The sequence below is a fragment of the Desulfovibrio sp. genome (genome assembly GCF_041907885.1).
In the GTDB taxonomy this organism is placed as follows: Bacteria; Desulfobacterota; Desulfovibrionia; order Desulfovibrionales; family Desulfovibrionaceae; genus Desulfovibrio.
The window spans coordinates 34,794-57,384 of sequence record NZ_JAYRGM010000015.1 but is presented as its reverse complement, the minus strand read 5'-3'; the positions used below and the strand labels follow the sequence as shown (position 1 = coordinate 57,384).

General features: G+C 61.7%; 19 protein-coding genes. 7 read left to right on the top strand and 12 right to left on the bottom strand.

What is annotated here, in order from left to right; all coding sequences use genetic code 11:
• Nucleotides 1-35: 35 nt before the first annotated feature.
• The 4 genes from ACE3NW_RS08945 to ACE3NW_RS08930 all read right to left on the bottom strand — a co-directional run bounded on the left by ACE3NW_RS08945 (nucleotide 36) and on the right by ACE3NW_RS08930 (nucleotide 4,054).
• Nucleotides 36-746: a nucleotidyltransferase domain-containing protein gene (locus tag ACE3NW_RS08945; RefSeq protein ID WP_374282546.1), complete on the bottom strand. Its 711-nt coding sequence runs from the start codon at nucleotides 744-746 to the stop codon at nucleotides 36-38.
• Complete coding sequence (locus ACE3NW_RS08940; protein WP_374282544.1) at nucleotides 743-1,384, bottom strand: TetR/AcrR family transcriptional regulator; 642 nt, start codon at nucleotides 1,382-1,384, stop codon at nucleotides 743-745. Before ACE3NW_RS08940 ends, ACE3NW_RS08945 begins: the two co-directional genes overlap by 4 nt.
• A gap of 180 nt (nucleotides 1,385-1,564) precedes the next feature.
• On the bottom strand, nucleotides 1,565-3,253 hold the full coding sequence (locus tag ACE3NW_RS08935; protein WP_374282542.1) for an FmdE family protein: 1,689 nt from the start codon (nucleotides 3,251-3,253) through the stop codon (nucleotides 1,565-1,567).
• A 177-nt stretch (nucleotides 3,254-3,430) separates the two neighbouring features.
• Nucleotides 3,431-4,054, bottom strand: a complete 624-nt coding sequence (locus ACE3NW_RS08930) for a molybdenum cofactor guanylyltransferase (RefSeq protein ID WP_374282540.1) — start codon at nucleotides 4,052-4,054, stop codon at nucleotides 3,431-3,433.
• A 268-nt stretch (nucleotides 4,055-4,322) separates the two neighbouring features.
• Here ACE3NW_RS08930 and ACE3NW_RS08925 point away from each other — a divergent pair, with 268 nt between their 5' ends.
• The 4 genes from ACE3NW_RS08925 to ACE3NW_RS08910 all read left to right on the top strand — a co-directional run bounded on the left by ACE3NW_RS08925 (nucleotide 4,323) and on the right by ACE3NW_RS08910 (nucleotide 10,005).
• Nucleotides 4,323-4,811 (top strand): CvpA family protein, encoded by a 489-nt coding sequence (locus tag ACE3NW_RS08925; protein ID WP_374282538.1) that lies wholly within the window; start codon nucleotides 4,323-4,325, stop codon nucleotides 4,809-4,811.
• A gap of 27 nt (nucleotides 4,812-4,838) precedes the next feature.
• Nucleotides 4,839-5,639 carry a nucleoside triphosphate pyrophosphohydrolase gene (gene mazG / locus ACE3NW_RS08920; RefSeq protein ID WP_374282536.1) on the top strand — a complete coding sequence of 267 codons (801 nt, stop codon included), beginning with the start codon at nucleotides 4,839-4,841 and terminating at the stop codon, nucleotides 5,637-5,639.
• Between the two features lie 74 nt (nucleotides 5,640-5,713).
• Nucleotides 5,714-7,852 (top strand): hypothetical protein, encoded by a 2,139-nt coding sequence (locus tag ACE3NW_RS08915; protein ID WP_374282534.1) that lies wholly within the window; start codon nucleotides 5,714-5,716, stop codon nucleotides 7,850-7,852.
• A complete protein-coding gene (locus ACE3NW_RS08910) occupies nucleotides 7,849-10,005 on the top strand; it encodes a hypothetical protein (protein ID WP_374282532.1) in 2,157 nt (718 codons plus the stop codon). Before ACE3NW_RS08915 ends, ACE3NW_RS08910 begins: the two co-directional genes overlap by 4 nt.
• A 317-nt stretch (nucleotides 10,006-10,322) precedes the next feature.
• Here the strand turns inward: ACE3NW_RS08910 and ACE3NW_RS08905 are convergent, their stop codons facing one another.
• The 5 genes from ACE3NW_RS08905 to ACE3NW_RS08885 form a co-directional block, all read right to left on the bottom strand.
• Entirely contained in the window at nucleotides 10,323-10,856 is a 534-nt protein-coding gene (locus ACE3NW_RS08905; RefSeq protein ID WP_374282530.1) for a serine/threonine protein phosphatase, read from the bottom strand.
• Nucleotides 10,857-11,840: a class II fructose-bisphosphatase gene (glpX, locus tag ACE3NW_RS08900; RefSeq protein WP_374282528.1), complete on the bottom strand. Its 984-nt coding sequence runs from the start codon at nucleotides 11,838-11,840 to the stop codon at nucleotides 10,857-10,859.
• Nucleotides 11,841-11,988: 148 nt separating this feature from the next.
• Entirely contained in the window at nucleotides 11,989-13,671 is a 1,683-nt protein-coding gene (locus ACE3NW_RS08895) for an NAD+ synthase (protein WP_374282526.1), read from the bottom strand.
• Nucleotides 13,672-13,689: 18 nt separating this feature from the next.
• Nucleotides 13,690-15,564, bottom strand: a complete 1,875-nt coding sequence (locus ACE3NW_RS08890) for a UbiD family decarboxylase (protein WP_374282524.1) — start codon at nucleotides 15,562-15,564, stop codon at nucleotides 13,690-13,692.
• Entirely contained in the window at nucleotides 15,564-16,085 is a 522-nt protein-coding gene (locus tag ACE3NW_RS08885) for an NUDIX domain-containing protein (RefSeq protein ID WP_374282522.1), read from the bottom strand. Before ACE3NW_RS08885 ends, ACE3NW_RS08890 begins: the two co-directional genes overlap by 1 nt.
• A 152-nt stretch (nucleotides 16,086-16,237) precedes the next feature.
• Here ACE3NW_RS08885 and ACE3NW_RS08880 point away from each other — a divergent pair, with 152 nt between their 5' ends.
• Nucleotides 16,238-16,780, top strand: a complete 543-nt coding sequence (locus ACE3NW_RS08880; protein WP_374282520.1) for a MarR family winged helix-turn-helix transcriptional regulator — start codon at nucleotides 16,238-16,240, stop codon at nucleotides 16,778-16,780.
• Between the two features lie 108 nt (nucleotides 16,781-16,888).
• On the opposite strand, the gene ACE3NW_RS08875 is transcribed toward ACE3NW_RS08880, so the two are convergent.
• Complete coding sequence (locus ACE3NW_RS08875) at nucleotides 16,889-17,656, bottom strand: L-threonylcarbamoyladenylate synthase (protein ID WP_374282518.1); 768 nt, start codon at nucleotides 17,654-17,656, stop codon at nucleotides 16,889-16,891.
• Between ACE3NW_RS08875 and ACE3NW_RS08870 the strand changes: the two genes are divergently transcribed.
• Nucleotides 17,655-18,128, top strand: coding sequence for a 23S rRNA (pseudouridine(1915)-N(3))-methyltransferase RlmH (locus ACE3NW_RS08870; protein ID WP_374282515.1), 474 nt, complete (start codon nucleotides 17,655-17,657; stop codon nucleotides 18,126-18,128). The two genes, ACE3NW_RS08875 and ACE3NW_RS08870, sit on opposite strands and share 2 nt — an antisense overlap.
• Nucleotides 18,129-18,168: 40 nt before the next feature.
• Here the strand turns inward: ACE3NW_RS08870 and ACE3NW_RS08865 are convergent, their stop codons facing one another.
• Both ACE3NW_RS08865 and ACE3NW_RS08860 read right to left on the bottom strand, forming a co-directional pair.
• Nucleotides 18,169-20,571, bottom strand: a complete 2,403-nt coding sequence (locus ACE3NW_RS08865; protein ID WP_374282513.1) for an STT3 domain-containing protein — start codon at nucleotides 20,569-20,571, stop codon at nucleotides 18,169-18,171.
• A gap of 51 nt (nucleotides 20,572-20,622) precedes the next feature.
• Nucleotides 20,623-21,315: a 16S rRNA (guanine(527)-N(7))-methyltransferase RsmG gene (locus ACE3NW_RS08860; protein WP_374282511.1), complete on the bottom strand. Its 693-nt coding sequence runs from the start codon at nucleotides 21,313-21,315 to the stop codon at nucleotides 20,623-20,625.
• Between the two features lie 216 nt (nucleotides 21,316-21,531).
• Here ACE3NW_RS08860 and ACE3NW_RS08855 point away from each other — a divergent pair, with 216 nt between their 5' ends.
• Nucleotides 21,532-22,473, top strand: a complete 942-nt coding sequence (locus ACE3NW_RS08855) for an ACP S-malonyltransferase (protein WP_374282509.1) — start codon at nucleotides 21,532-21,534, stop codon at nucleotides 22,471-22,473.
• Nucleotides 22,474-22,591 lie beyond the last annotated feature (118 nt).

The following is a 22,591-nucleotide window of genomic DNA, read 5'->3' as shown; positions in this document are numbered from 1 at the left end:
AATGCTACAAGCATTCACTTGCAGCCTATCCCCCCCTATGCCCTTCGCGCACAAGCCGTATCTGCGCACAGTTGCAAGCTGGCAGCGTGCAACATAGTGCTGCACCAACGCAACAATATGCTGTAAATATCATTTTCCGGGATCTCTGCAATCGCCTGCGAAAAATCAAGTCCGGTTTTGATAATTATCTTATCCGCGCCCTCCAGTTGCAACAGCAATTCTTTTTTACTGCGACAATACACGCCAAATACCAGCCAGTGCTGCACCTGCATGACAAAAAATGCGGCTTTACAGGCATCCTTCAATATCCTTGCTCTGGCATCTGCCGGCGCATACAGATAGGCGTGCGTGAGCATATGCATAAGCCCTGCAGCGCCGATTCTAACAGCTTCTGCTGCATCTTTGGAAGACAAGACAGGAAGAAAACTCTTCAGTTTACCATAATAATCATCTGTATCTTTATAAAATCCAAAAAGTTCGTGCCTTGGCCAGTTAAGCAAATCAGCGGTACTGCCAAAAAATCCGCAGGCCTTTTGACCTTCTGGCATGGCGCGAACAATGGAACGATACGTATCAAGGTCATCAAGAGCAACAGCGTCCAGCAGCACTACCACATCAATATCGCTGGATTCGGTGGCTTCCCCCCTCCTGTAGCTGCCCTGAAGCCCAAGGTATTGTAGTCGCGTGCCAAAAACCTGTTGCAACTGGCACAAAATGTCGGCCATCCATATCTCTGCATTGATCATAGCTGTTCCTTGTGCCCTTCCTGCTTTTCATACAGATAGCTGAACTGCCCTTCTTCCACACCCAGAGCCTTTTCTGCCACCCAAGCCAGCGCCCTGGCTTTTTGCTGCCGCTGTGCGCAGCTCCAAGAAAAGGCAGACCCGTGCAAAAGAAACTCGGAAGCTGCAAGCAAAATTTCCATACATTCCAGTGGATATTCCGTATTGAACGTCCCTTCCTGAATTCCCTGCCGCACAATATCTGCCAGAATGGGTGAAAGGCCTGTAACGATTGATGCCATTGTTCTCTGGTGTAGGTCTGCATTGCCCACAGCACGGGCTTCATTTTCAAGCCTGTCGCCAAATTCATTCTCTCTACCTGTACAATAAAGAATACGAAATAGCTTTTCGTGCGCAGTGAGGATATTTTCTTCTGCAATAATTTTAGCAGCTGCAATTTCTGCATCAATATACTTTTCAATTACCGCATCCATTACAGCTTCTTTTGACGCAAAATAGTGGTAAAAAGTACCCTTTGCTATATTCAAAGCCTCAAGAATATCGTTGACCGTGCTGTTTGCGTAACCTTTTGTTGTAAACAGTGTTTGGGCAACGTCAACTATTTCTGCCTTGCGTTCGCCATGTTCTTTTATGATGCGCATAGGTTCCCCTGTTTTACAGACCGACCGTCGGTCTATAAATAATCAACATACGCCACGACGTCAACAGCGTGGACAATCAAAAACGCTTGAGTCTGACAGGCTGTTTCAAAGAAAAAGAAGGCCCAGAAACATTTCTGAGCCTTCCAAAAAATTATTTGTATTACAAAAATGCGGGATCTGCTATTTGCCAAACCAGCACTTGGGATAAGTACAGGTATGGCACGACAGGCAGTAGCCGCCCTCACCCATGCGGGCGGCTTCGGCACGGGTAAGCCCACGCCCAGCCAGCATGCGCGGCAGCACCAGATCGAGGAAGGTGGTTTTGTAGTACAGGGCGCAGGCGGGCACGCCCAGCACCTGCATGTCGCCCTGCGGGCCAGGTATGCGGCCCATGAGGCTCATGGTTCCCGGCAGCACAGGCACGCCGTGCAGCACATCGGTAAGGCCCGCTTCAACCAGTGCCTGCCGGGTCACGTCGTCCGGGTCAACCGAAAGGCCGCCGGTGGTGATCAGCAGGTCTGCCCCGGCCTCGCGCATGGCGGCCACAGAGGCACGCATCATGGCCTTGTCGTCGGGCACGATGTCGGTGCGCACCACGGTACAGTCGAGCATGGTTACCTTGGCCGTGATGACGGGAATAAACTTGTCTTCAATGATGCCCTGAAACACTTCCGTACCCGTCACCAGAATACCCACACGGGCCTTGCGCAGGGGCAGCACGCGGAACAGGGGCCCGCCCTCCAGCGCTTCCAGGGCCTGGGCCATGCGCTCGCGGGTTATGTACAGCGGAATGGCCCGCGTGCCGCACAAGGCCCCGCCCTGTTTGACCAGCGTACCATCCTGCCGCGAGGCAACCATAACTTCGGGCACAAGGTTGAACCGCGTCATGCGCTCCACATCCACGCAAAACAGGCCGTTGCGGGCAGCCTTGAAATCTATCTTGCCCTCGTGGGGCGGCAGCTCATAGGTCACGCCTTCGCCAGCCATGCGGCGGGCAAAAATTTCGGCCGCCTCGTCTTCGTGAACCTGGGCCTGCGGGTCGGCAGATTGGGGCTGCCCGGTACCATCGTCCACAACAGCCACATTGAAGCGGCCCATCTGCTGCAAGCGGCATATGTCGCCCACAGAGATACGCTGCCCGGCCTTGAATTCCGGCCCCTTGAACTGGCCGGGATCAATGCGCGTCATGTCGTGCGCCACGGTTTTGCCCACGGCCTCTTCCACCGGCACAACACGCACGCCCGCAGCGGCCTTGTGGTGCTCGGCGGCAAGAGCCTGGCAGTCTTCCTTGAGCTCGCGCCGCGCCAGAACATAGGGGGCCTCGCCCTGACAGCCACGGCACACCGGGCCGTCCTCAACAGGATAGGCCTCGCCGCACACTGGGCAGCAGAGAATGCGCGTCATGTGTTTGTGCCCCATAAAACGGCGTTTGACCGTGATGGGTTCCAGCTTGCAGATGCTGTCGCCAGCGGCTTCAATTTCTGATTCCAGCAGCGCGATATCCTGATCTTTTTTGGCTTTTTCCTTAAAGAACCATGCCTTGAGCTCAGGGTAGGCGGCCATTTTTACCGGGTCGAGGCTTACGCGCACGCCCTCGCCCGTGTACTTGTCAAAAAGCGAAACGGCGTAGCGCCCCAGGTTGTGAATCTTCATCCAGTTGTTGCCAATGCTGCACAGGGTCAGCAGCTGCACGGCGTCGGGCAGGCACTTGCCAGATTCCACCACGGCTTCAAACAGTGTACCCTCGGGCAGATGGCGCTTGGCAAGCTCAACCATGTACCCGCCCACAAGCAGGCCGGGAGCGGCATAACCATGAAAATTTTCTGCCAGACGGTGAAATTCCTTGAATGTATAAGCCCCAATATCCATATCTGCTCCAGATCACCGCAGGCCCCGCAAGGGTGCGCACCGGCAAAGTTGTTCGCGCGCTGTTCATTCCGCTTTCCGGGCAGACGCGCAACCGCGCCGGGCAGCAAATATTACTGGCGGCCAGCAGGCAGCCGCATATAATCACGTTTACATAAAATAGCGTGAACCAAAAAAAGTTTAAAGAGATGCCCCAAGAATATCCAGCACCGTTTTGAGGTCATCCGGGCGGTTCAGATTCACAAAGGGACGCGATTCGTTGGAGCCATAAGGCAGCCGACACTGACTTTGCACCGGCACAATACAGTTGAGACGGCCACCCGGCGATTCGAGCCATTTTTCAAACAGGGGCAGGGACGCTGTTTCGTACACTGCGGCAAGGGCCTCTGGTCTGCCGCTGGCCGCCTCCACATAGAGCGTTGCCAGTGTGCCAGCAGGGGCCGCCGCGCGCGCTTCCAGCAGTCTGCGCAGGGTGGGGGCATCCATAAGCGGCATGTCACACGATAGTGCCAGCACCGCCGCAAAACCCTGCGCCTGCGCCTCCCGCAGGGCCTCCAGAATGCCCGCCGCCGGGCCCTGGCCATGCTTTGCGTCAAACAGACACGCATAGCCGCTGCGCGGGGCATCTGCCCGGCACGAAACCCAGCAGCGGGGCAGCAGATCAGCCAGCAGGGCATGGGTGCGGGCCAGAAGATCGGGCTTGTCTGGCCCGTATACGCGCAGCTGGGCCTTGTCGTGCCCCATGCGGGTGGAAAGCCCCCCCGCCAGCACAACGCCCGCCACGCTGCCCTGCAACTGTCCCATCCTGCCTCCTGCCACCGGGATGCGCCAGTTTTTGCGCATGCCGCCTGCCTGTGATATATTTTTTGAATGATGCACCAATTCCACCCCGCACCGCAAGCCTGCCTGGGCAAATCGGGTATCATTGATCTCCACAGCCCTGCCCGCACGGCGCATTGTGCCGCGTGCGAGCATCTGCTATGCTCTGCCCCGCCGCAGGTCAAAAACTGCGGCACAAAAGCCATCGCGCAGCGAACCGCCCAAGGATACCCACAGTCGCAACGGAGAACGCATGGGTCAGGATATTTTCGACCTCATCATAGTGCTTATTCTGGTTTTTTTTGGCACACGGGGCTTTATTCATGGTTTTGTGGGCGAGGTGGCCGGTCTTGTCTCGCTGTTGGGCGGCTTTTGGGCCGCACACCACTATCATCCCCTGCTTGCCCCGCGCCTGACCCTCATTGTTGACCCCTCATGGCGCATCATTGCGGCCTATGTGCTCATTTTTCTGGGCGTGATCATATCCGTGGCCATTCTTGCCCGCATACTGCAAAAAATTCTTTCTTTCTCCTTTGTATCGTGGGCCGACAAACTGGCTGGCGGCATGCTTGGCCTGGCCAAGGGCGTGCTGCTGTGTTCGCTGGCCCTGCTGTTTTTGCAAAAATTTTTCGCGGGTGCTCCCTTTATGCAGCACTCACGCGCACTGCCCTACTTTAACGCGCTCATGACCCAGGTACACGGCTGGCTGCCGCCCGACCTTACCGCCCGCCTGGGCATTTAACCGCCGCATTACCAAGGAATCTGCATCATGGAAAAGACCGCTCTTGAAGAACTTCAGCTGATCATAGACAAGCTTACCGCCCCCGACGGCTGCCCCTGGGACAAGGAACAAACCCCCGAAAGCCTTACCGAATACATCATCGAAGAGAGCCACGAGCTGGTCAGCGCCATCCGCTCTGGCGATGTGGCCGAAATTCGCGAAGAACTGGGCGACGTGGCCTTTTTGCTGCTTTTTGTGGCGCGCATGTACGAAAAAAAGGGCCAGTTCACCCTCGACGATGCCCTCAACAACAACCGCGCCAAGATGATTCGCCGTCATCCGCACGTATTCAGCGACACGGTTTTTGACAGTCTGGACGAACAGCTCAAGGCCTGGGAAAAAATCAAACGCGCCGAGCACACCGACGACGAAGGCAAACCCGAGGGCCTGTTCGACAGCCTGCCCGAAAGTCTGCCCCCGCTGGCCAAGGCCTACCGCATCAACTCCAAGGCAGCCCGGGTGGGCTTTACCTGGCAGGAAGACGAGGAAGTGGAGCAGCAGGTGGAAGCGGAATGGCTGGAATGGCTCGACGCCTCGGCCGGCACAGATCAGGAAGCCCAAAAGCACGAGCTGGGCGATCTGCTGTTCAGCATTGCCGAACTGGGCCGCCGCAAGGGCATCAAGGCCAACGAAGCGCTGGACTACGCCAACCGCCGCTTTCTCAAACGCTTTGCCCGCATGGAAGAAATAGCCCGCGAGCAGAACCGTGACTTTGCAGCCCTTACCCTTGATGAAAAAGACGAGCTGTGGAACACGGCCAAGGCCGAGGAAACAGCGACAAAAGCCTAGCGGTCGCACTCATGCCCATGCAGCGCCCCTTTTACTCCCGGCTTTCCCGTCCAAAACGGTGCTGGCAGGCAGCCATGCTGCCGCTTGTGCTGCTGCTTGCCTTGAGCGTGGCGCTGGCCGCCTGCACACCGCGCAGCGGGCGCACCGCGCACGGCGGATACGAAAGCACGCTGCGGCGCGAGCAGGCAGCGGGCAGCGCCGCCCTGCTGCCACGGGCGGATCCCGGCTATCTGCAATGGCTTGAGCGGCAATCCATGCTCGGCTCTACCCAGGAGCTCACGGGCCAGGTATCGGGCACAGACCTGATCTGGCGCAACAGCGCTTCGGCACGGCGCGTGCCGCTGCTGCTTACCGCCGCGCCCAACTGGTTTGATGTGAACCCCCACAGCCTTGCCACCGGGCAGCCAGCCCTGCGGGCGCTGGCACAGCCGGGGCTGGACGCCATGCTGACACAGGCGGGCTTTGGCGGGCTGTTCCTGGCCCCCATCGGTGAAAAGGGCGACATCTGGAGTTCGCACGCGGCTTCGGCGCAACCCGACGCCGCCTCGGAAGCGGGCGACAACATCACCTCGTTGCGGCCTGATCCCGCACTGGGCCTTGCCGAAGATTTCAACCGCCTTGCAGAAAAAATGGATCAGGCCCACATGCAGATGGGCGGCGAACTGCCCCCCGCAGCCACGGGCCTTGGGCCGGATTTCATACTTCAGGCACGCAGAGCCTCGCGCTTTGACGGTCTGTATGCCATGATGTCTGTGCCGCAAAAAGATTGGGGTATTCTGCCCACCACTGCTGGCGAGTGGGATTGCCTGCCCCTGCGCGACTCCGCCGTTGCCGAACTGCGCAAGCGCGGCATTGTTCCCGACATGCTGCGGCGCGACAGCGCAGACTGGGCCACCCCCGGCGGATGGGCCGTAACCGGCGAAATTCGCGGGGCCGATGGTCAGGTGCGGCGATGGGTGTACCGCTACAGCGGCAATGCCCTGCGGCCCGTTCTGCTGTGGCAGGATCCTTCCGGCCAGGCCCGGCGGGTATTTTCTGCTGCTGTTATCCAGCACACGGGCCTGCAACAGCAAACCCTTGCCGGCATAAGGCTTGAGCCCCTCATGGGGCTGGACGCGCAGACCGAGGGCCAACCCGCCAACAGGGGCGACACATCCGCGCTGGTTCCCGGCATTGAAGCGCTGGAATCTCTGGCGGGCGAAGTACACCGCTATGGCGGGTGGGCCGTGCAGGACGATGTGCTGCCCCCCTCGCTGACAAGGGCAGTGCTTGCCACCGCCGTTGATTTCAGCCGCGACAGCATCACTCCGGCAGCCGCAGGCTATGCCCTGCTGAGCGGCGATGCAGCCCCGCTGGCCGCCCTGCTCAAGGCATCGCTGGCAGCGGGTGTTGACCACAGCCGTCTGGCGCGCGGGCTGCGCGACAGGCAGTATGTGGACTGGCGCCCCCTGCTTGATCTGCCCGATGGCAAGACTCTGGTACGCCGCGCGCAGTCGCTGGCCAAGGGTTCGCCCGAATCCACCGGCCTGCCCGCAACACAGGCAGAGCTGGCAGCGCGGGCGCTTGGGCTGGACGACACCAGGGCAGCGCGGCCAGAAAACACGGCGGCCATGGAATCGGCCTGCATGCTGCTGCTCAGCTGGCGCATGGGTTTGCCGGGACTGACATTTTTGAGCCCGCAGGATATAACGGGGGCGCTGGGTCTGCCGCAGGGTTCCGGCAAGGGTGCATCCGACGCTTCTGGCGTAACGCTTTTGAGCACCACCAGCCGTGCAGATGGGATAACAGGTGGACTGCCAGGAGGACTGGCTGGAGGGCAGACTGCGGCCCCGCTGGCCTTTGGCCCGCTCGATACCCAGTGGAACCGCGAAACCAGTTTTGCGCGCCAGATTGCCCGTATTCTGCAAGGCAGAAAAGCCGCTGGCCTGGCAGGCGGGCGACTTGTGCAGATCAGCTCCGGGGCCCCCGGCTGCGTGGCAAGCCTGAGTGCTCTGCCCGGCGGCGGCTACTGGCTGCTTGCCGCGAATTTTTCTGAAAAAAAACAGCATATTGTATGCCCCCTGCCCGCAGACGCGCAAGGCCCGGCACGAGATGTGCTGAACGGCCAGAGCATCTCAATGGCCGGACGCGCCGTGGAAATTGATCTCGAAGCCCGCCAGGCCCGGCATGTGCTGCTTGGTGAGCCGAAAACGCATGAAGGAGCGATGCCATGACCCAGAACAGCGCCCAGAATCCCGAAGGCCAGGCTGCCTGTCAGCCGGAGGGCCAGCAGCCCAGCGCGGAGGGTGAACACACCGCCGCAGCGCAAGCTGCTGCAGCTTCCCAGCCGTCAGCACCTGCTGCCGAGTCTGCCGCCCAGGCGGCCCCCAGCCCGGAAAGCTCCAGTACCGGCGCGTCACGCCCGGTAACCATAGCGGCCAAGGGGTTCAGGGGAATGTTCGGCAATACCGGCAAAACGGCCAAGCCCGCTTCTTTCTCAAAACCGGCTGCCCAGCCCACAGTCGAGCCCACGGCTCCTGGCTTTGGCGACAAGATTTTTGACGCGGCCAGCCTGGCTGGCCCTCTGGCCCTGCTGCTCATCATGCTGGCCCAGGCATGGCCTGCCCTCATGGGACACAGCGTGTACTGTCCCCGCGAGGCTGCGGGCATCATGGCCTTTGTGCAGACCTCGCAAAGCGGCATGTGGCTGGCTCCTGCGGGTGACGGCCTTGCCCAGTGGCCCGTGTTTTTCTGGTTTTTGCGCGGCATTGATACCCTGCTGACCAAAGTTGCGCCGCAGTTTGCCCATCTGCTCTTTCCCCTTGCCGCCATGGCTGGCTGCCTGTTGAGCCTTGTGGCTGTGTGGGTGCTGGGGCGCGTGGCCGGGCTGGACCGCCGGGCCGCTCTGGCTGGCGGCATGCTGCTGCTCTGCGCGCCTATTTTTGCGCCGCTTTCCACCTTTGTGGGCCCAGAGGCCCTTGCAGCGGCTCTTACGCTGCTTTCACTGGCCTGTCTGTGCCACGGCTGGCAAAAGCCGGGCACAACCATTACGGTTCCCCTGGGCTTTGTGCTGGCGGCGCTGGCCGGGCTCACCGGCGGGCTCTTTCATATCCTGTTGCCAGTGCTCACCAGCCTTGCCTTCCTGTTCTGGCGCTGCGGATTCCGCCGTGCCCAAAAGCCCGACGGACTTTTGGGCTTTGGGCTGCTGCTGGGCCTGATAGGCTGCTGGCTGGCCGTGGTCATGCTGTGGCAGCAACCCCAGGGCTACCTTAAAAATCTTGGCGAACACCTCGTCACCTGGCCCCTCAGCAAGGCCACATGGTGGAAACCCCTGGCCTTTGCGGCCCTGGGCCTTCTGCCGTGGCTGGCCGTGATCTGCGGCGTTTCGTGGGCGCGCGTGCTGCGCATGGCCCCGGCAGATCTGCTTGCCTCGCGCAAGGAAAAGGCTGGCATGGCCTTTTTGTGGATAGCCCTTGTCGTCGCCCTGCTGCTCTGCATTCCCGCTGCCGACATGGTGGGCGCGGCTGTGTGCGCCGCCTGCCTGGCCGCGCTGCTGCTGGGCAAGGCCCTGCTGCGGCTCTCCCCTGCCGGGGCAAACCTGTTCTACATCATCGCGGCCCTGTGCCTGTTGCACGCCAGCATGACCCTGGTGGCGGCAGGCTTTGGCTACACCCTCGACTGGCTTGGCAAGTTCATGCACTTCACGCTCACGGAAAGTCAGCGTGCCGCCGTGCTTGGGCTCAAGGCCCTGCCCGTGATCGGCGGCATTGGCATAGTGGCGGCGGCACTGCTTGCCCGTCTTGTGCGCCGTGGCGCGCATGGCGGAACCAGCGGTTCGCTTGTGATGTGCGCGGCCATTGCCATTGTGCTGGCCCAGCCCGCATCGCTCATGCTGATGCCCCAAATGGAAAAAACTCCTGAAGCCCAGGTAAAAAGCCTGAGCGCCATTCTGACTCCGGCTCCTGCTGCGCCTGCGGCTCCGGCCATTCCGGCAACGCCAGCCGAAGTTGCCCCCGCACCGGCTGTTGCTCCCGAGGCCCCTGTGGCCGCTCCTGCGGCAACACCGGCTGAAGAACCCAAGGCTGCCCCGGCCGCCGCGCCTGAAGCTGCCCCGGCTGAAAAGCCCGCCGCTCCAGTGCAGGAGCCCGCTGCCGCTGCACCCGCCCAGCCTGCGGCTGCCGCACCTCAGGCCACAACGCCCCAGACCGCAACTCCCGCAGCTCCTGTGTTGGCTGCTCCTGTTTCGGCTACTCCGGCAGAAGCACCCGCAGCACCCACGGCCGCCGATGCGGCCAAGGAACTGGCCAGGGAAGTGGTCAAGGAAGCTGCTCCCGCAGCCCCTGTGGAACAGGCCCCGGCTGTCCCCGCTCCGGCCCCAGCCAACTAAGGGCTCTCTATCAGATACAGCAACCCGCTCCGGGTTGACCGCGCAAGGCCCCTTTCGAGGGGCCTTGCTGCATGTTGCGGGTAGTGGGCTGCCACAACGACGCATCTGCTGCGCATGAGTGCGCCTGCGGCATACCCGGCCAGCCGCAGCCACGTACAATCACGCGCTGCCTCGCGCACGCTCCTTCCCCCCGCACACGCAAACAGCATCACAACACAAAAAAAGACCCCGGAGTGATCCGGGGCCCTTGCAATCAAACCAGTTGCCAGCAAACATGCGCCCCCAGTGCTTTGCACGGAGCCGCAAGCCTGACCGAGCTATTTGTTAATGGGCGGCGCATCGCCGCCAGCCTTGAGCATGGTTCCAAGATGACGCCTTGCCAGCGCAAGCTCGCCCTCGGAAACCACGGGCATATCCTTGGAACGCGCGCCTGTCATGTCATTGCCTTCTTCCACAATGGAGAGAGCGGCGGCCATACGGCCCATGACGCAGAAAAAGCGCACCGGGTTCCAGTTGTGGGCCTGCACCCAGGCAGCCGCATTGGGCGAATAGAGAAAATCTGCCTTGCCGTTGCGCAGTATGGGATGCGCCTCCTCGTTATTGCCCTTGGCCCAGGTGCGGAACTGGGGCAACAGTTCGAGAAAGTCCAGCAGTTCCTTGTCCGTCACCGGCGGCTGTTTGTCATACACGCTCGCATTGGCGCTGGAGGTGGCAGGAGAAGCGGGTTGCTCCGTCTTTTTCTTGGCAGCGGGAGCCTGCGCGGCCTCGGTAATGCCGGGTGTAAAGGCCACCAGCGGCAAGGCCAGCAAAAGCGCCGCAATGACGCCAGAGTGAGATAAAATATTCTTCATTCAATACCGAACCGCGCTGATTTTCGAGAGCCTGTCCATATTATGGTAAGACTCCACATACCGCAGCGTACCGGTTTTGCCACGCAAAACCAGAGAATGCGTCACGGCGTGCTTGGCGCTGTAGCGCACGCCCCTCAGGAAATCGCCGCCGGAAATACCCGTGGCTGCAAAGAAGCAATCGTCGCTGCGCACCAGGTCGTGAACTGTGAGCACCTCACGGGCATCAATGCCCGCCTCGGTGATGGCCTCTTTTTCCACATACGACTGCGGATCAAGCCGGGCCAGAATCTGCCCGCCCATACCCTTGATGGCGCAAGCGGCCAGCACACCCTCTGGCGTGCCGCCCGTACCCATCATGATATCCACCTCAGAGCGGGGATCAACAGCCATCAAGGCCCCGGCAACGTCACCGTCGGTTTGCAGCTGGATGCGCGCCCCGGCCTGACGGACTTCGGCAATGAGTTTTTCGTGGCGGGGCTTGTCGAGCACAAAGACCACAAGGTCCTGCACGCTCTTGCCCATGGCCTTGGCCACATTGGAAAGGTTGTCCTTTACCGGTGCGTCGAGGTCGATCACGTTGCGGGCCTCGCGGGCCACAACAAGCTTTTGCATGTAATAGCTGGGGCCGGGATTGAACATGCTGCCGCGCGGGGCCACGCCCACCACCGAGATGGCGTTGGGGCGGCCATAGGCCAGCAGATTTGTGCCTTCCACGGGGTCAACGGCCACATCAAGGCTGGGGCCAGCGCCCTTGCCCACTTTTTCGCCGTTGTAGAGCATGGGGGCATTGTCTTTTTCGCCTTCGCCAATGATGACCAGGCCGTCAATGCTGAGGGTGGCGAAGCTGACGCGCATGGCGTCAACGGCAGCGCCGTCTCCGGCTTCCTTGTCTCCCCGTCCGAGCCAGCGGGCCGATGCAAGGGCCGCAGCCTCGGTAATGCGAACAATGTCCAGGGCCAGATTTTTCTCCGGTGCTTCCGCCATGATATCCTCCACTCAAATCAGCGTTGTGCAACACACTGCTCTTACCCCAGTGCGGTGCGGGCTTCAAGAAAAAACCCCGCCTCTTTTCGCGGGCGGCGGCCAAAGCCTGGCCGTGCCGCCCTGTCCATCACCAGTTTGGATTGCCTGCCTATTTTTCGGGCAGGCTGAAACGCCCGGCCACGGGCGTCTGCCAGCCACCGCCAAAGGGCGTGCGGCTCAGATAGAGCGACAGCGGTTCCTGACGGCGCTTGAATTCAGCCCTGAACAGCTTTTCGCGCACGTCCGTGCGGGTGGGCGAGAGCGGGCCGGATTCGGCCTCTGCGGGCTGCAAAAGGTCTTCAAGAATGGGATCCAGATCCTCGTAGGGCAGCAGGCTGTCAGAATCCTTCTGACCGGGGCGCAGTTCTGCCGAGGGGGCCTTGGTAAAAATTTCGTCGGGTATGATCTCTGCGCCACGGTGAGCATTGTACCAACGGCCCACGGCATAGACCTGGGTTTTGGTAAGGTCGCCGATAACCGCCAGCGCGCCCACAGAATCGCCGTACAGGGTGCAGTACCCCATGGCCCCCTCGCTCTTGTTGCCGGTATTGAGCACCAGCGCTCCGGCCCTGTTGGCCAGCGAGGTAATGAGCGTGCCGCGTATGCGGGCCTGCACGTTTTCAAAGGTAACGTCGCCCGGTTTTTCTTCAAACAGGTCAAGACCGGGCTTGAGCGCGGTTGCAAAGGCCTCCATGAGCGGGCCGATGGGCAGGGTCACGGTAGTGATGCCCAGATTTTTTGCCAGCTTGGCAGCGTCTGTGAGCGAGCCTTCACTGCTATGGGGCGAAGGCAAAAGCACGCCGGTGACATTGTGCGCACCAAGGGCCTCCACAGCCACGCTGCATACAAGGGCCGAATCCATGCCGCCAGAAATGGCCACAATGCCCTTTTCTACACCGCACTTGCGCACAAAATCACGCGTGCCGAGCACAAGAGCCCGCCAGTAGTCTTCTTCCACACACGAGGCCAGCGGTTCGGGAGTCTTGGGCGTACCCTGCCCGCGTGCGGTGTCCACCACCAGCACATCTTCCTCAAAGGCCTTGCCACGGGCGAGCAGCTGGCCTGTGGGATCAAATACAAGGCTCTGGCCGTTGTACACGCGGCTGTCGTTGCCGCCTACCATATTGACCGAAAACATGTGTACGTGATGCCGGGCCGCCACGTGCGAAAGCAGGTGTTCGTCCGTTTCTTGCGCGCCCACGCTGAAGGGCGCAGCCGCCATGTGTACGAGGGCATCAACGCCGCGCTGCACCAGCTCCATGAGCGGATTGTGGCCGCTGGCGTAACGGGTTTTCCAGAAAGAACCGTCTTCGCTCTGCGCGTCTTCGCACAGCACCACGCCGATGCGCCAGCCGCCCATGGTCACTATGCCGCACGAGATGCCCCGGTCAAAATACCGCGCGTCCTCGTCGGTTGATTCGGCCACGCTGGGGTTCTGCCCCTGATTCTGGTACACCTTGCGCGAAACCACCTGCCAGCCGCCCTTTTCAACCAGCACAGCCGCGTTGGAGAGCAGGCCAGAGGCGTACACGCTGGGCACGGGCGCGCCCACCAGCAGCGAGGGGCCGTCCTTGAGTTCTGCGGCCAGAATGTCCAGCGCCTTGAGGCAGCCTGCGGCAAAACCCTGGGCGCACAGGTAGTGGCCGGGGGCCACGCCGCAAAGGGCAAGTTCGGGCGTGACACACAGGTCTGCCCCGGCGGCTCCCGCCTGACGGGCGGTGCTGATGATACGTTCCAGGTTTCCGGCCACATCGCCAGTAACGGTGTTGCACTGCAATAGGGCGATTTTCATTCCGATGTCTCCCCAGAGTTACAAGTAGTTGTGCAGGGGGCCGCCCGGCGCTGCCAGGGCTTCCACCTTACGAATCACCGCCGCGTCCTCTTCCAGTGGGGGGGCATGGAAGGGCTTGAGGCGTGCATCGATGACCAGCGGTGCCTGGCACGACCAGTGACGGGCCTGCGTGGCGGCATTTGCGCCGTACACGTCTGTGGCCGGGTCTGACCGGGTAAAGGCCACCCATAAAAAATTATCCAGCGCCTGGGCGCAAAACTCCGCATCGTCGGCCACAACAACGAGAGGAAAAGCCTCGCGCCCCGGCCACTGGGCCAGTGCCTGCGCAAGAGCTTCCAGCTGCGGGTCGGGCTGATTGCGTTCCAGGCTGTGCCGGGGCCCGCCTATGGCCACAAGGCCTGGGCCGCACACGCGCACGGGGCCAAAACCTTCGGGCAGGGACGGCAAATCCGCCGCCGGGCCGGCAAGCTCGGTTCCAAGCGTGCGGCGCTTTTTACCGGCAGAGGCCCACACAAGCTTGGAGCCTTCGTTGAGCGCGCCGCCCGTGTAGTCCAGCGTATCATTGGTGCTGCGGGTGATGAAGTGCAGATCGCGCGCAAAGTCGGCCCGCTCCAGCAAATGCCGCAAAAAGGCGGGCACATCACGCGCCGACAGATTGGGCGCGTCTTCGTGCGCCACCAGAAACACGTACTTGGCAAGGGCTGTCTGGGTGGTTCCCAGCAGATGCAGCCCGGCAGTGATCAGTTCACGCGGGCGGCGGTCTTCTTCATACGGCGTGTAGCGTTCGCTGCCCACGGCCAGCAGCAGGGGGTGAACGCCAGCGGCGTCCACGGCATGCACATCGCACACGCCCTGAAAAACCTGCGGCACAAGCGGCCCGGTAAGCTCGTGGATAAAATCGCCAAAGACCGTGTCTTCCTGCGGGGGGCGGCCCACAGCGGTAAAGGGCCAGATGGCCCCCTGCCGGTGGTAGACGGCATCAACCTTGAGCGCGGGAAAATCATGCGTAAGACTGTAGTAGCCCACGTGGTCGCCAAAGGGGCCTTCGGGCTTGCACTGGGGCAAAATATGCCCGCTGATGCAAAAATCGGCCTGGGCCAGCACCGGCAGGGGCAGCCCTTCAACACTGGCCATTTCTGTGCGCCTGCCGCCAAGCAGCCCGGCAAAGCGCAGCTCGGAAAGGCCTTCGGGCAGGGGCATGACAGCGGCCACGGTGAGGCTTGGCGGCCCGCCCACATAAATATGCACGGGCAGGGGCTTGCCCATCTCAAGGGCGCGGGCGTGGTGCGCCCCGATGCCACGGTGTATCTGATAGTGCAGGCCCACCTCGTCGGCCCCATATGCGTTGCCGCCCAGCTGCACACGGTACATGCCCAGATTTGAGGCATCCGCGCCGGGTTTGGCAGGGTCTTCGCTGTACACGAGGGGCAGGGTTATGAAGGGCCCGCCGTCCATGGGCCAGCAGACCAGCTGCGGCAGATCGGCCAGCTTGCAGCGGCATTGCAGCACGGGGGCCACAGCAGTTGCCTGCTCTGCCCGCACCCGGCTTACCTGGGGCAGCATGTTCACAAGCCCGGGCAAGGCCCGCAGCGACTGCAAGGGACGCTTGAGCGCGGCGGCAGGGTCGGCCTTGGCAGCCAGCACAGCCTCCACGGCGGGCAGGCTGCGCCGAAAAATGAAGTGCAGCCTCTCGCGCGTGCCAAACAGGTTGGAAAGCATGGGAAAGGGCGTGCCCTTGACCCTGGTGAACAGCAGGGCCGGGGCATTGGCACGGAAGGCGCGGCGCTGGATGGCGGCCAGCTCCAGATGCGGATCAACCTCGGTTTCAATGCGCACCAGATGCCCGTTGGCTTCCAGATCCTGCACGCATTCCTGAAGATTGCGGTAGCTCATTACACTCCTTCCCCGTGATTTTCCACAGCCGCAGGCGCATCAACGCGGGGCTGCACGCCCGCCAGGGCGCGTTTGCCTTCAAGCATGGCTTTGAAATCGGCCAAAATCTGGGCGTGGTCAAAAACCAGAGGCTGCGGCAGCGCGTCCAGCGGATAAAAATCCGCATGGGCTGCATCGTCGCCAGCTTGCAGGGCCTCTGGATTACGGGGCCTGCCCGCAAAGGCCACGGTCAGCGTGTGCTGCCGGGGGTCGCGGTCGGGGCGGGAATAGACGCCCAAAAGCCCGGTCAGTTCCACATCAAGCCCGGTTTCTTCGCGCATTTCGCGCACGGCGGCAGTTTCCGCACATTCGCCCTCTTCGATAAATCCGCCCGGCAGTGCAAAACCCACCGGCGCGTTGGCACGGCGGATGATCACCACGCCCCTGCCGGGTTCGTAAATGACCACGTCTGCTGTGGGCGTCGGGTTCCGATAACTGGAATATGGCTTGCCGCAGTGCGGACAGGTAACCTGGCGTTTCATGCAATCTCCGTCTGGGGTTCGCGCCACGGCGCGCAACTGGTGTATACTAAGCCAGCATGCCCCGAGCCGCAAGCGCGGGAAACAATTCACCCCTCCTGGTCCGGCACGAAACCCGAATTGACAAAAATGTATGGATACCATACACATTTGCTATGAAGAAAAACGGCCAAAAAAATACAGTGGAACTGCGTATCCAGAAATCCATGCTCAAAACCATGGGGCACGAGGCGGCCCACGGGCCGCGCAGCGCGCCTGTCAGCCACGCCCTGCTGGGCATTGCCACGCGCTTTCAGGAAATAGAACGCCAGTGCTGCAAATTCGGCACAGATGTGGATATCCACATGGCTGAAATCCACACCATCATGGCAATCCACAACAACGAGGGGATCCATGTGGGAGGCCTGGCCGAAAACCTGGGCGTCACCAAGGGCAGTGTTTCGGAACTGCTGCGCAGGCTTGAGCGCAAGGGGCTGGCGCACAAGGAAAAAGACCCGCTTAAAATGACCCGCCTCAATGTTTTTTTGACAGAAAAAGGCAAGACGGCAAACGCCCGCCACATGGGTTTTCATTCGCAGCTGGACGGACTGGTGGACGAGGCCATGGGCACACGTTCGCCCGAAGAAATAAAAAGCATTGTGAGCTTTTTGACTGAAATTCTCGACCGTCTCAACGCCGCCGAAGTCAAGGACGAATAGCCCTCTGCCGTTCTGCCCGCAAGGCGCTCTCCGCTGGCCCTGCCCGCACACGCCCGCCGCCCCGGCATATCTGCAACGGGGGGGCAAAACCCCGGCGGGGGTCACGCTTTATTCAACTGTAAAGCCCGCCGCCACAAGCTCTGCCACGCTGACAGCCCCGGCCCGCACCACGCGCAGCCGTTCTGATGCCCCAGCCGCCCCGCGCAGGGGTTCGACCACGGTTGACGGCAGCCCCCCGGCAGGCAATGGCCCGCCAAGCAGCACGGGCGGCATATCCTGCTGATTTTTCATGTGATCGTTGCCGCAGACAGAGGGCAGTATCTGCCGCGCCATGTCTTGCAGGGCGGTGAGCAGAGCCGGGTCAAGCTGTTGCGGCGTGCGCACGGCCTCGCCGCCGCTGAGGTTGGCGCTGCTGGCCGTAAGCGCCCCGCCAGCCTCCACGGCCAGTTGGGCCGCCAGCGGATGCGGCGTAACGCGCACGGCCACAAGGCCTTGGTCGTTCACAAGAGCCTGCGGCAAACAGGCGCGGGCTGGCAGCAGCACTGTGAGCGGGCCGGGCCAAAAGGCCGCAAGCCCCCTGGGCATGGCCGCAAGCTCTGCAACCTCGTCCACCTGGGCCGCGTGTGCCGCCAGCAGGGGCAAGGGTTTGTGGACGGGACGGCGCTTGAGCTGGTACACCCTTGCCACAGCCTGGGCATGGGCCGCGAGACACCCCACCCCGTAGAAGGTTTCGGTAGGAAACACCACAGCCCCGCCGCCGCGCAAAAAACTGGCAGCCTGGGCCAAGTCCATACCGACAGAAGCCTCTGCGCCGCTGGCCGCAACCGGCGCACCCTGCGCGCCCGCATCCCTGTTTAACACAAGACGAGAAGACATGACTGGCAAACCTTTGAAATACATAAGTGTGGGCAAGCTGAAAACGCCTTTCTGGAAGGATGCCGCAGCCCACTACACCACGCGCATCACCCGCTGGCGCAAGCTGGACATAACCGAAGTACGCGACGGCGATTCCGCCCTGCCGCAAGACCAGCGCAACGCCCTTGAAGGCCGCCGCATCATCGAGGCCCTTGACCCGCAGGATATCGCCCTGGTGCTCGACGAGCGCGGCCAGCACCTTACCTCGCCCCAGCTGGCCGACCTGTTGCGCCAGATGGACCACGATGCCAGGGGCAGGGCCTGCTTTGTCATAGGCGGGGCGTGGGGGCTGGACGAAGCCGTGCGCCAGCGGGCCAGCCACTGCATCAGCCTTTCGCACATGACCCTGCCGCACGAGCTTGCCCGCGTTGTGCTGCTAGAACAGCTCTACCGGGCAGAATGCATTTTGCGCAAGGTGCCCTATCATCATTAGGGCCAGCACAAGCTGCGCCCCCCCAAAAAACCGCAGAGGCCTACAAGACCTCGTAAATTCTTGCAAACACGTTGTCGTAGACCAGCTTGAAGTAGGGCGAGATGCGCGGATCCTGCGGATCGCCCACCAAGAGCTGCACCATCAGCGAATTGTACAGGCCAGCATCAATGGCAAGTTTTTCGTCCGTTACCCGGTTGAAAAGAAAGTTGATGTTGCGGCGCTTTGAAAGGAATTCGTGCTGTTCTTCGGGCGTGGCCCTGGGGTGCGCGTCAAACCAGTCCTGAATATAATTGCGGCGCGTCACGCCCGTTTCTTCAAAAACACTGATGGACGACGCATAGATGGCGCTGCTGTTGCCCTCAAGCCGCACCTCGCCCGTATCCAGCTTGTAGGCAAGGGCCTGCGGCACGATGGAAAGCGCCCCGCCCTCGCCCGACCGTGTGACAAAATTCCAGTTGCCAAAATTGCTTATCCAAAAGCCCAGCCGCAGCATTTCAAAACTTGCAACCACGTACAGCTTGCCCTTGGCCTCAATGAGCGGCGTTTCGGGCGAACGCAGCTTGTCCATGAGGTCCTGCGCCCCCTGCCCGTCAAGCCCTTCAAAAACATTGCCCGGTTCGTTGCCGCACTGCGCCGTATAGCGGATAATCTGGCGGGCAAAGCGCGGGTTGTCCGTGGCAAAGACCGCCGCAGGCAGATACAGCGAGGGCCCCGCGTGCTGCGCCCCGTCGGCAATGGTCTGGCGTTGGGCGAAATGGTTGGCCGAGTAGCCCCAGTCCCACCACAGCCACAGCATGGCATCGGGCGGGGTCATGGCCTTGGCGCGCGAAAGGGCCTCGGCATGCCGCCGGTTGATAATGGGCCCCTGCGACATGGCGGGAATCATGTCGGCAAAGGGCGCTACCAGCAGGGCCAGCAAAAGGCCGCTGGTCAAAATGCCCGCCACCGCACCGCGCAGATCAGCGCGCAGCAGGCGCTGCAACAGCCAGTAAAATGGCAGGGTAAGCCCAATGGCCATGATGGGCGCGCCAAACATGACCATGCGCCCCCCCATCTTCACACTCAGTATGCCCAGCGCGGCCAGCGGCAGCAAAAAAAGCGCCCCCGGACGGCGCAGAGCCACCAGGGCAAAGCCCAGCAGGCCAAGCGCGGCGGCTTCCATCCACGGATGAAAATAGGGAAAAATCTCGGCAAAGCCCAGATCCTGCACCTCGATGATGGACTGCGCCACCGAGGGATATTCCAGCGAAAGCCCGCCGCCCGTGCTTTTCACATCGCCGGTATGCTTCACATAGGCATTGATGTGGTTGACAATGGACGTGAGAATTTCGCCTTGCAGCATCAGGTAGCCCAAGCCCGCCAGCAACAGGGCCAGCAGCCAGGGTTTGCACAGCAGCCGCCGCAGCCGGTAGCCGGTTTTTGTGCCCGCTGCCAGCAACAGCAGGCTGAAGCTGAAGCCCCACGGCCCGGCCAGGGTGGGCAGGGCGTAGGCCATACTGCCCAAAAGCAGCAGCCCCCGCCGCCCACGCGGAGCCATAACCATGCTCATAAAGGCCAGCAGGCCCACGTTGTAGCGTATCAGATAGGGAAAAACCGAATGCCATTCCTGCGTCCACCACGATATGACGCCAGAACAGCCCAGCAGCACAACCCACTGCCACCGCAGGGGATTACCCATATGGTCGGTCTGCTTGAAACTTGGCGTCCAGTGGCCCTGCGGCTGATTGCGCAAAAAAAGGCGGCGCAGGCTCATCATGCCAGAAGACATGGAAAGACGGCGCAGCACCATGCCCGGCAGCAGCATGTAGCGCATGGCCCAACTGGCCGGGGCCAGGGTCATGAGCAGGGGAAAAAACAGGGTGACAAGGTCGGTATCGTAAAAACCCAGCAGGGTGCGGGCCAGAAAACCCGGCGCAATGGAGGTGAGAATACCGGCGGCAACACCCGCCTCAATGCTGCCCAGCGCCCATACCCAGGCAAAGGCGATAACAGCCACAAAGCTTGCCAGCAGGGCGGGAAACCAAAATGCCACAGCCGCCGGTGTGGTTCCCGCCATGTCTGCCATGAACTTGAGCATCACCGCCATGGGATGCCCCACGGCAAGGCCAAAATCTTCCGCCCCGGCCACCCAGGTATAGGCATCGTGGGTAGCCAGAAGCCATTCGTTGCCAAGTCGGTATTCCGGATTCTGCCAGCAGGGCCATTCGAGCATGCGCAGACCAAAGGCCAGGGCCAGGGTCAGCGCCCCCCAGAACAGACCACGGGCCCAGTAACGGCCAGAAGGCAGCGAACGGCCGCCCTGGTGCAGGCCCTTGCCTGCGGTGGGCAGCAGCTTGCCGCCAGCCGTGGCAGATTGCTCGACGCGGGGGGCGTCTCCGTCTGCTGTGGTACTGGCTGCGGCCGGATTCAGGGCGTTTTCTGGGGCATTTTCTGCGGGGTGCATGGCTTTCTCCGTAGGGCTTTACGCCCGATGCTCCGGGCGCGGCAGGCTGCGCTATCCGGCCTTGTGCGTTGCCGCATCGTAGGTCACGCGTTCGCTTTCCGCACTGGGGGCAAGCGCCCAGAACCAGCGGCCATTGCCAGCCGCCACATAGCTGTGCTGGGCAACCAGACGCCAGGGGGCGGGCAGATCACGCGGTGCGGGCTCCAGGGCCAGAATCACCAGCACACCGTTGGCGTGCAGCCGAGGCCCGGCAAGCTCAAGCAGCTGCCGCCACGGCATAAAGGCGCGGCTCAGAATGCAGTCGGCCTGGTAATACTGCCCCTGAAAAAAATGTTCCACGGGTCCCCGAAAAATATGCGTGGAATGCAGCTGCAAGCGCGAAAGCACGCTTGAGATGAACAGGGCGCGCTTTTCGCGCACTTCTACCATGTAATAGGCGCCGCGCGTCCACACCATGCGCAGGGGAATACCCGGCAGTCCTGCTCCCGCGCCCAGATCCCAGCACAGGGGAGCTTGGGGCAGATCAAGTTTGTCCAAAAAGGCGGCCAGATAAAAACTGTCCACCACCAGCCGTGCCAGCATATCCTTCCAGGTGTGTGGGCCAACCAGATTCATGGCCTTGTTCCACTGGCAGAGCATTTCAAGATATTCCGCAAGGGGTTCCAGTACCGTCTGCGGCACTTCCGCGCCAGTGGCCGCCACCAGACGGGCCAGTTCCTTTCTGTCCACCGATTGTCGCTGCATGTTCATTATCCTGATCTTGTGCGCCCTCTGCGGGCTTTTCCGGCGTATTTGCCGGGTTCACTCTCATATCCCCGCAGACCGGGACTTGCAAGCCCCGCGCCGATAACGTAAAAAAGAGGGCTTGCGCGTTTGCGCGCGCTCATCCCACTACATACAAGGCCGTTACCGGCCACGCCAATGCGCACCGATGTGCGCCACTGGAGGATAACCCCCGTCATGACACAAGCCGTTCTGCTCTTTCCCGGCCAGGGCTCGCAAGAGTCGGGCATGGGCCGCGATCTGGCCGAGGCCTCTTCTGATGCCATGAATCTGTGGAAGCAGGCCGAGCGCATCAGCGGCCTGCCCCTGCGCGAAATTTACTGGGAAGGCGACGATGCCGCCATGAGCGACACCCGCGCCCTGCAACCCGCCCTTACCGTGGTGAACCTGAACCTCTGGAGCGCCGTTGCCGCGCGCGCCGCCGTGTGCGGAGCCGCCGGGCACAGCCTTGGCGAGTTCAGTGCCATGGCCGCCGCTGGCGTGATTTCTGCCGAATGCGCCCTCGAGCTCACCGCCCTGCGTGGCCGCCTCATGGCCGAGGCCGACCCCCAAGGCAAGGGGGGCATGGCCGCCCTGCTCAAGCTCGACCAGACCGCCATTGAGGAAATTGTGGCCGAAACCATTGCCCAGTGCGGCGAGCTGTTGCTGGTGGCCAACTACAACACCCCCGGCCAGCTCGTTATCAGCGGCACAAAGGCCGCCGTGGCCCTGGCCTGCCAGAAGGCCAAGGAACGCAAGGGCCGTGGCCTTGAGCTCAAGGTCAGCGGTGCGTTTCACAGCCCCATGATGGCCGAGGCCAACAAGGAGCTTGCCCCCCTGCTGCGCAAGGCAGTGTGGAGCAAACCCAAATTTCCCGTTTACTGCAACGCCCACGGCAAGGCCGTGACCGACGGCGAAAGCGCGCGTGAGAGCCTGCTTGTGCAGATGACTTCATCCGTGCAGTGGATAGACACCGTGCGCAACCAGTATGCCGACGGCGCGCGCCGCTGGCTTGAACTGGGCCCCAAGGCCGTGCTTGGCAAGATGGTGGCTCCGTGTCTTGCGGGCACGGCAACGGCAGAAGACCTCGCCATCGAGCTGGTCAACAATGCCGAAACCGCTGCGGCCTTTGCGGGATAGCATCGGGCATATACATTCCTGGCAGAACATTTGGGGAGGCAGCCGCAGTGGTTGCGGCTTTCTCCCACATTTTTCATACAACATTTTTCTTCATGCGCCCTGGGCGGCACTGGCCGCC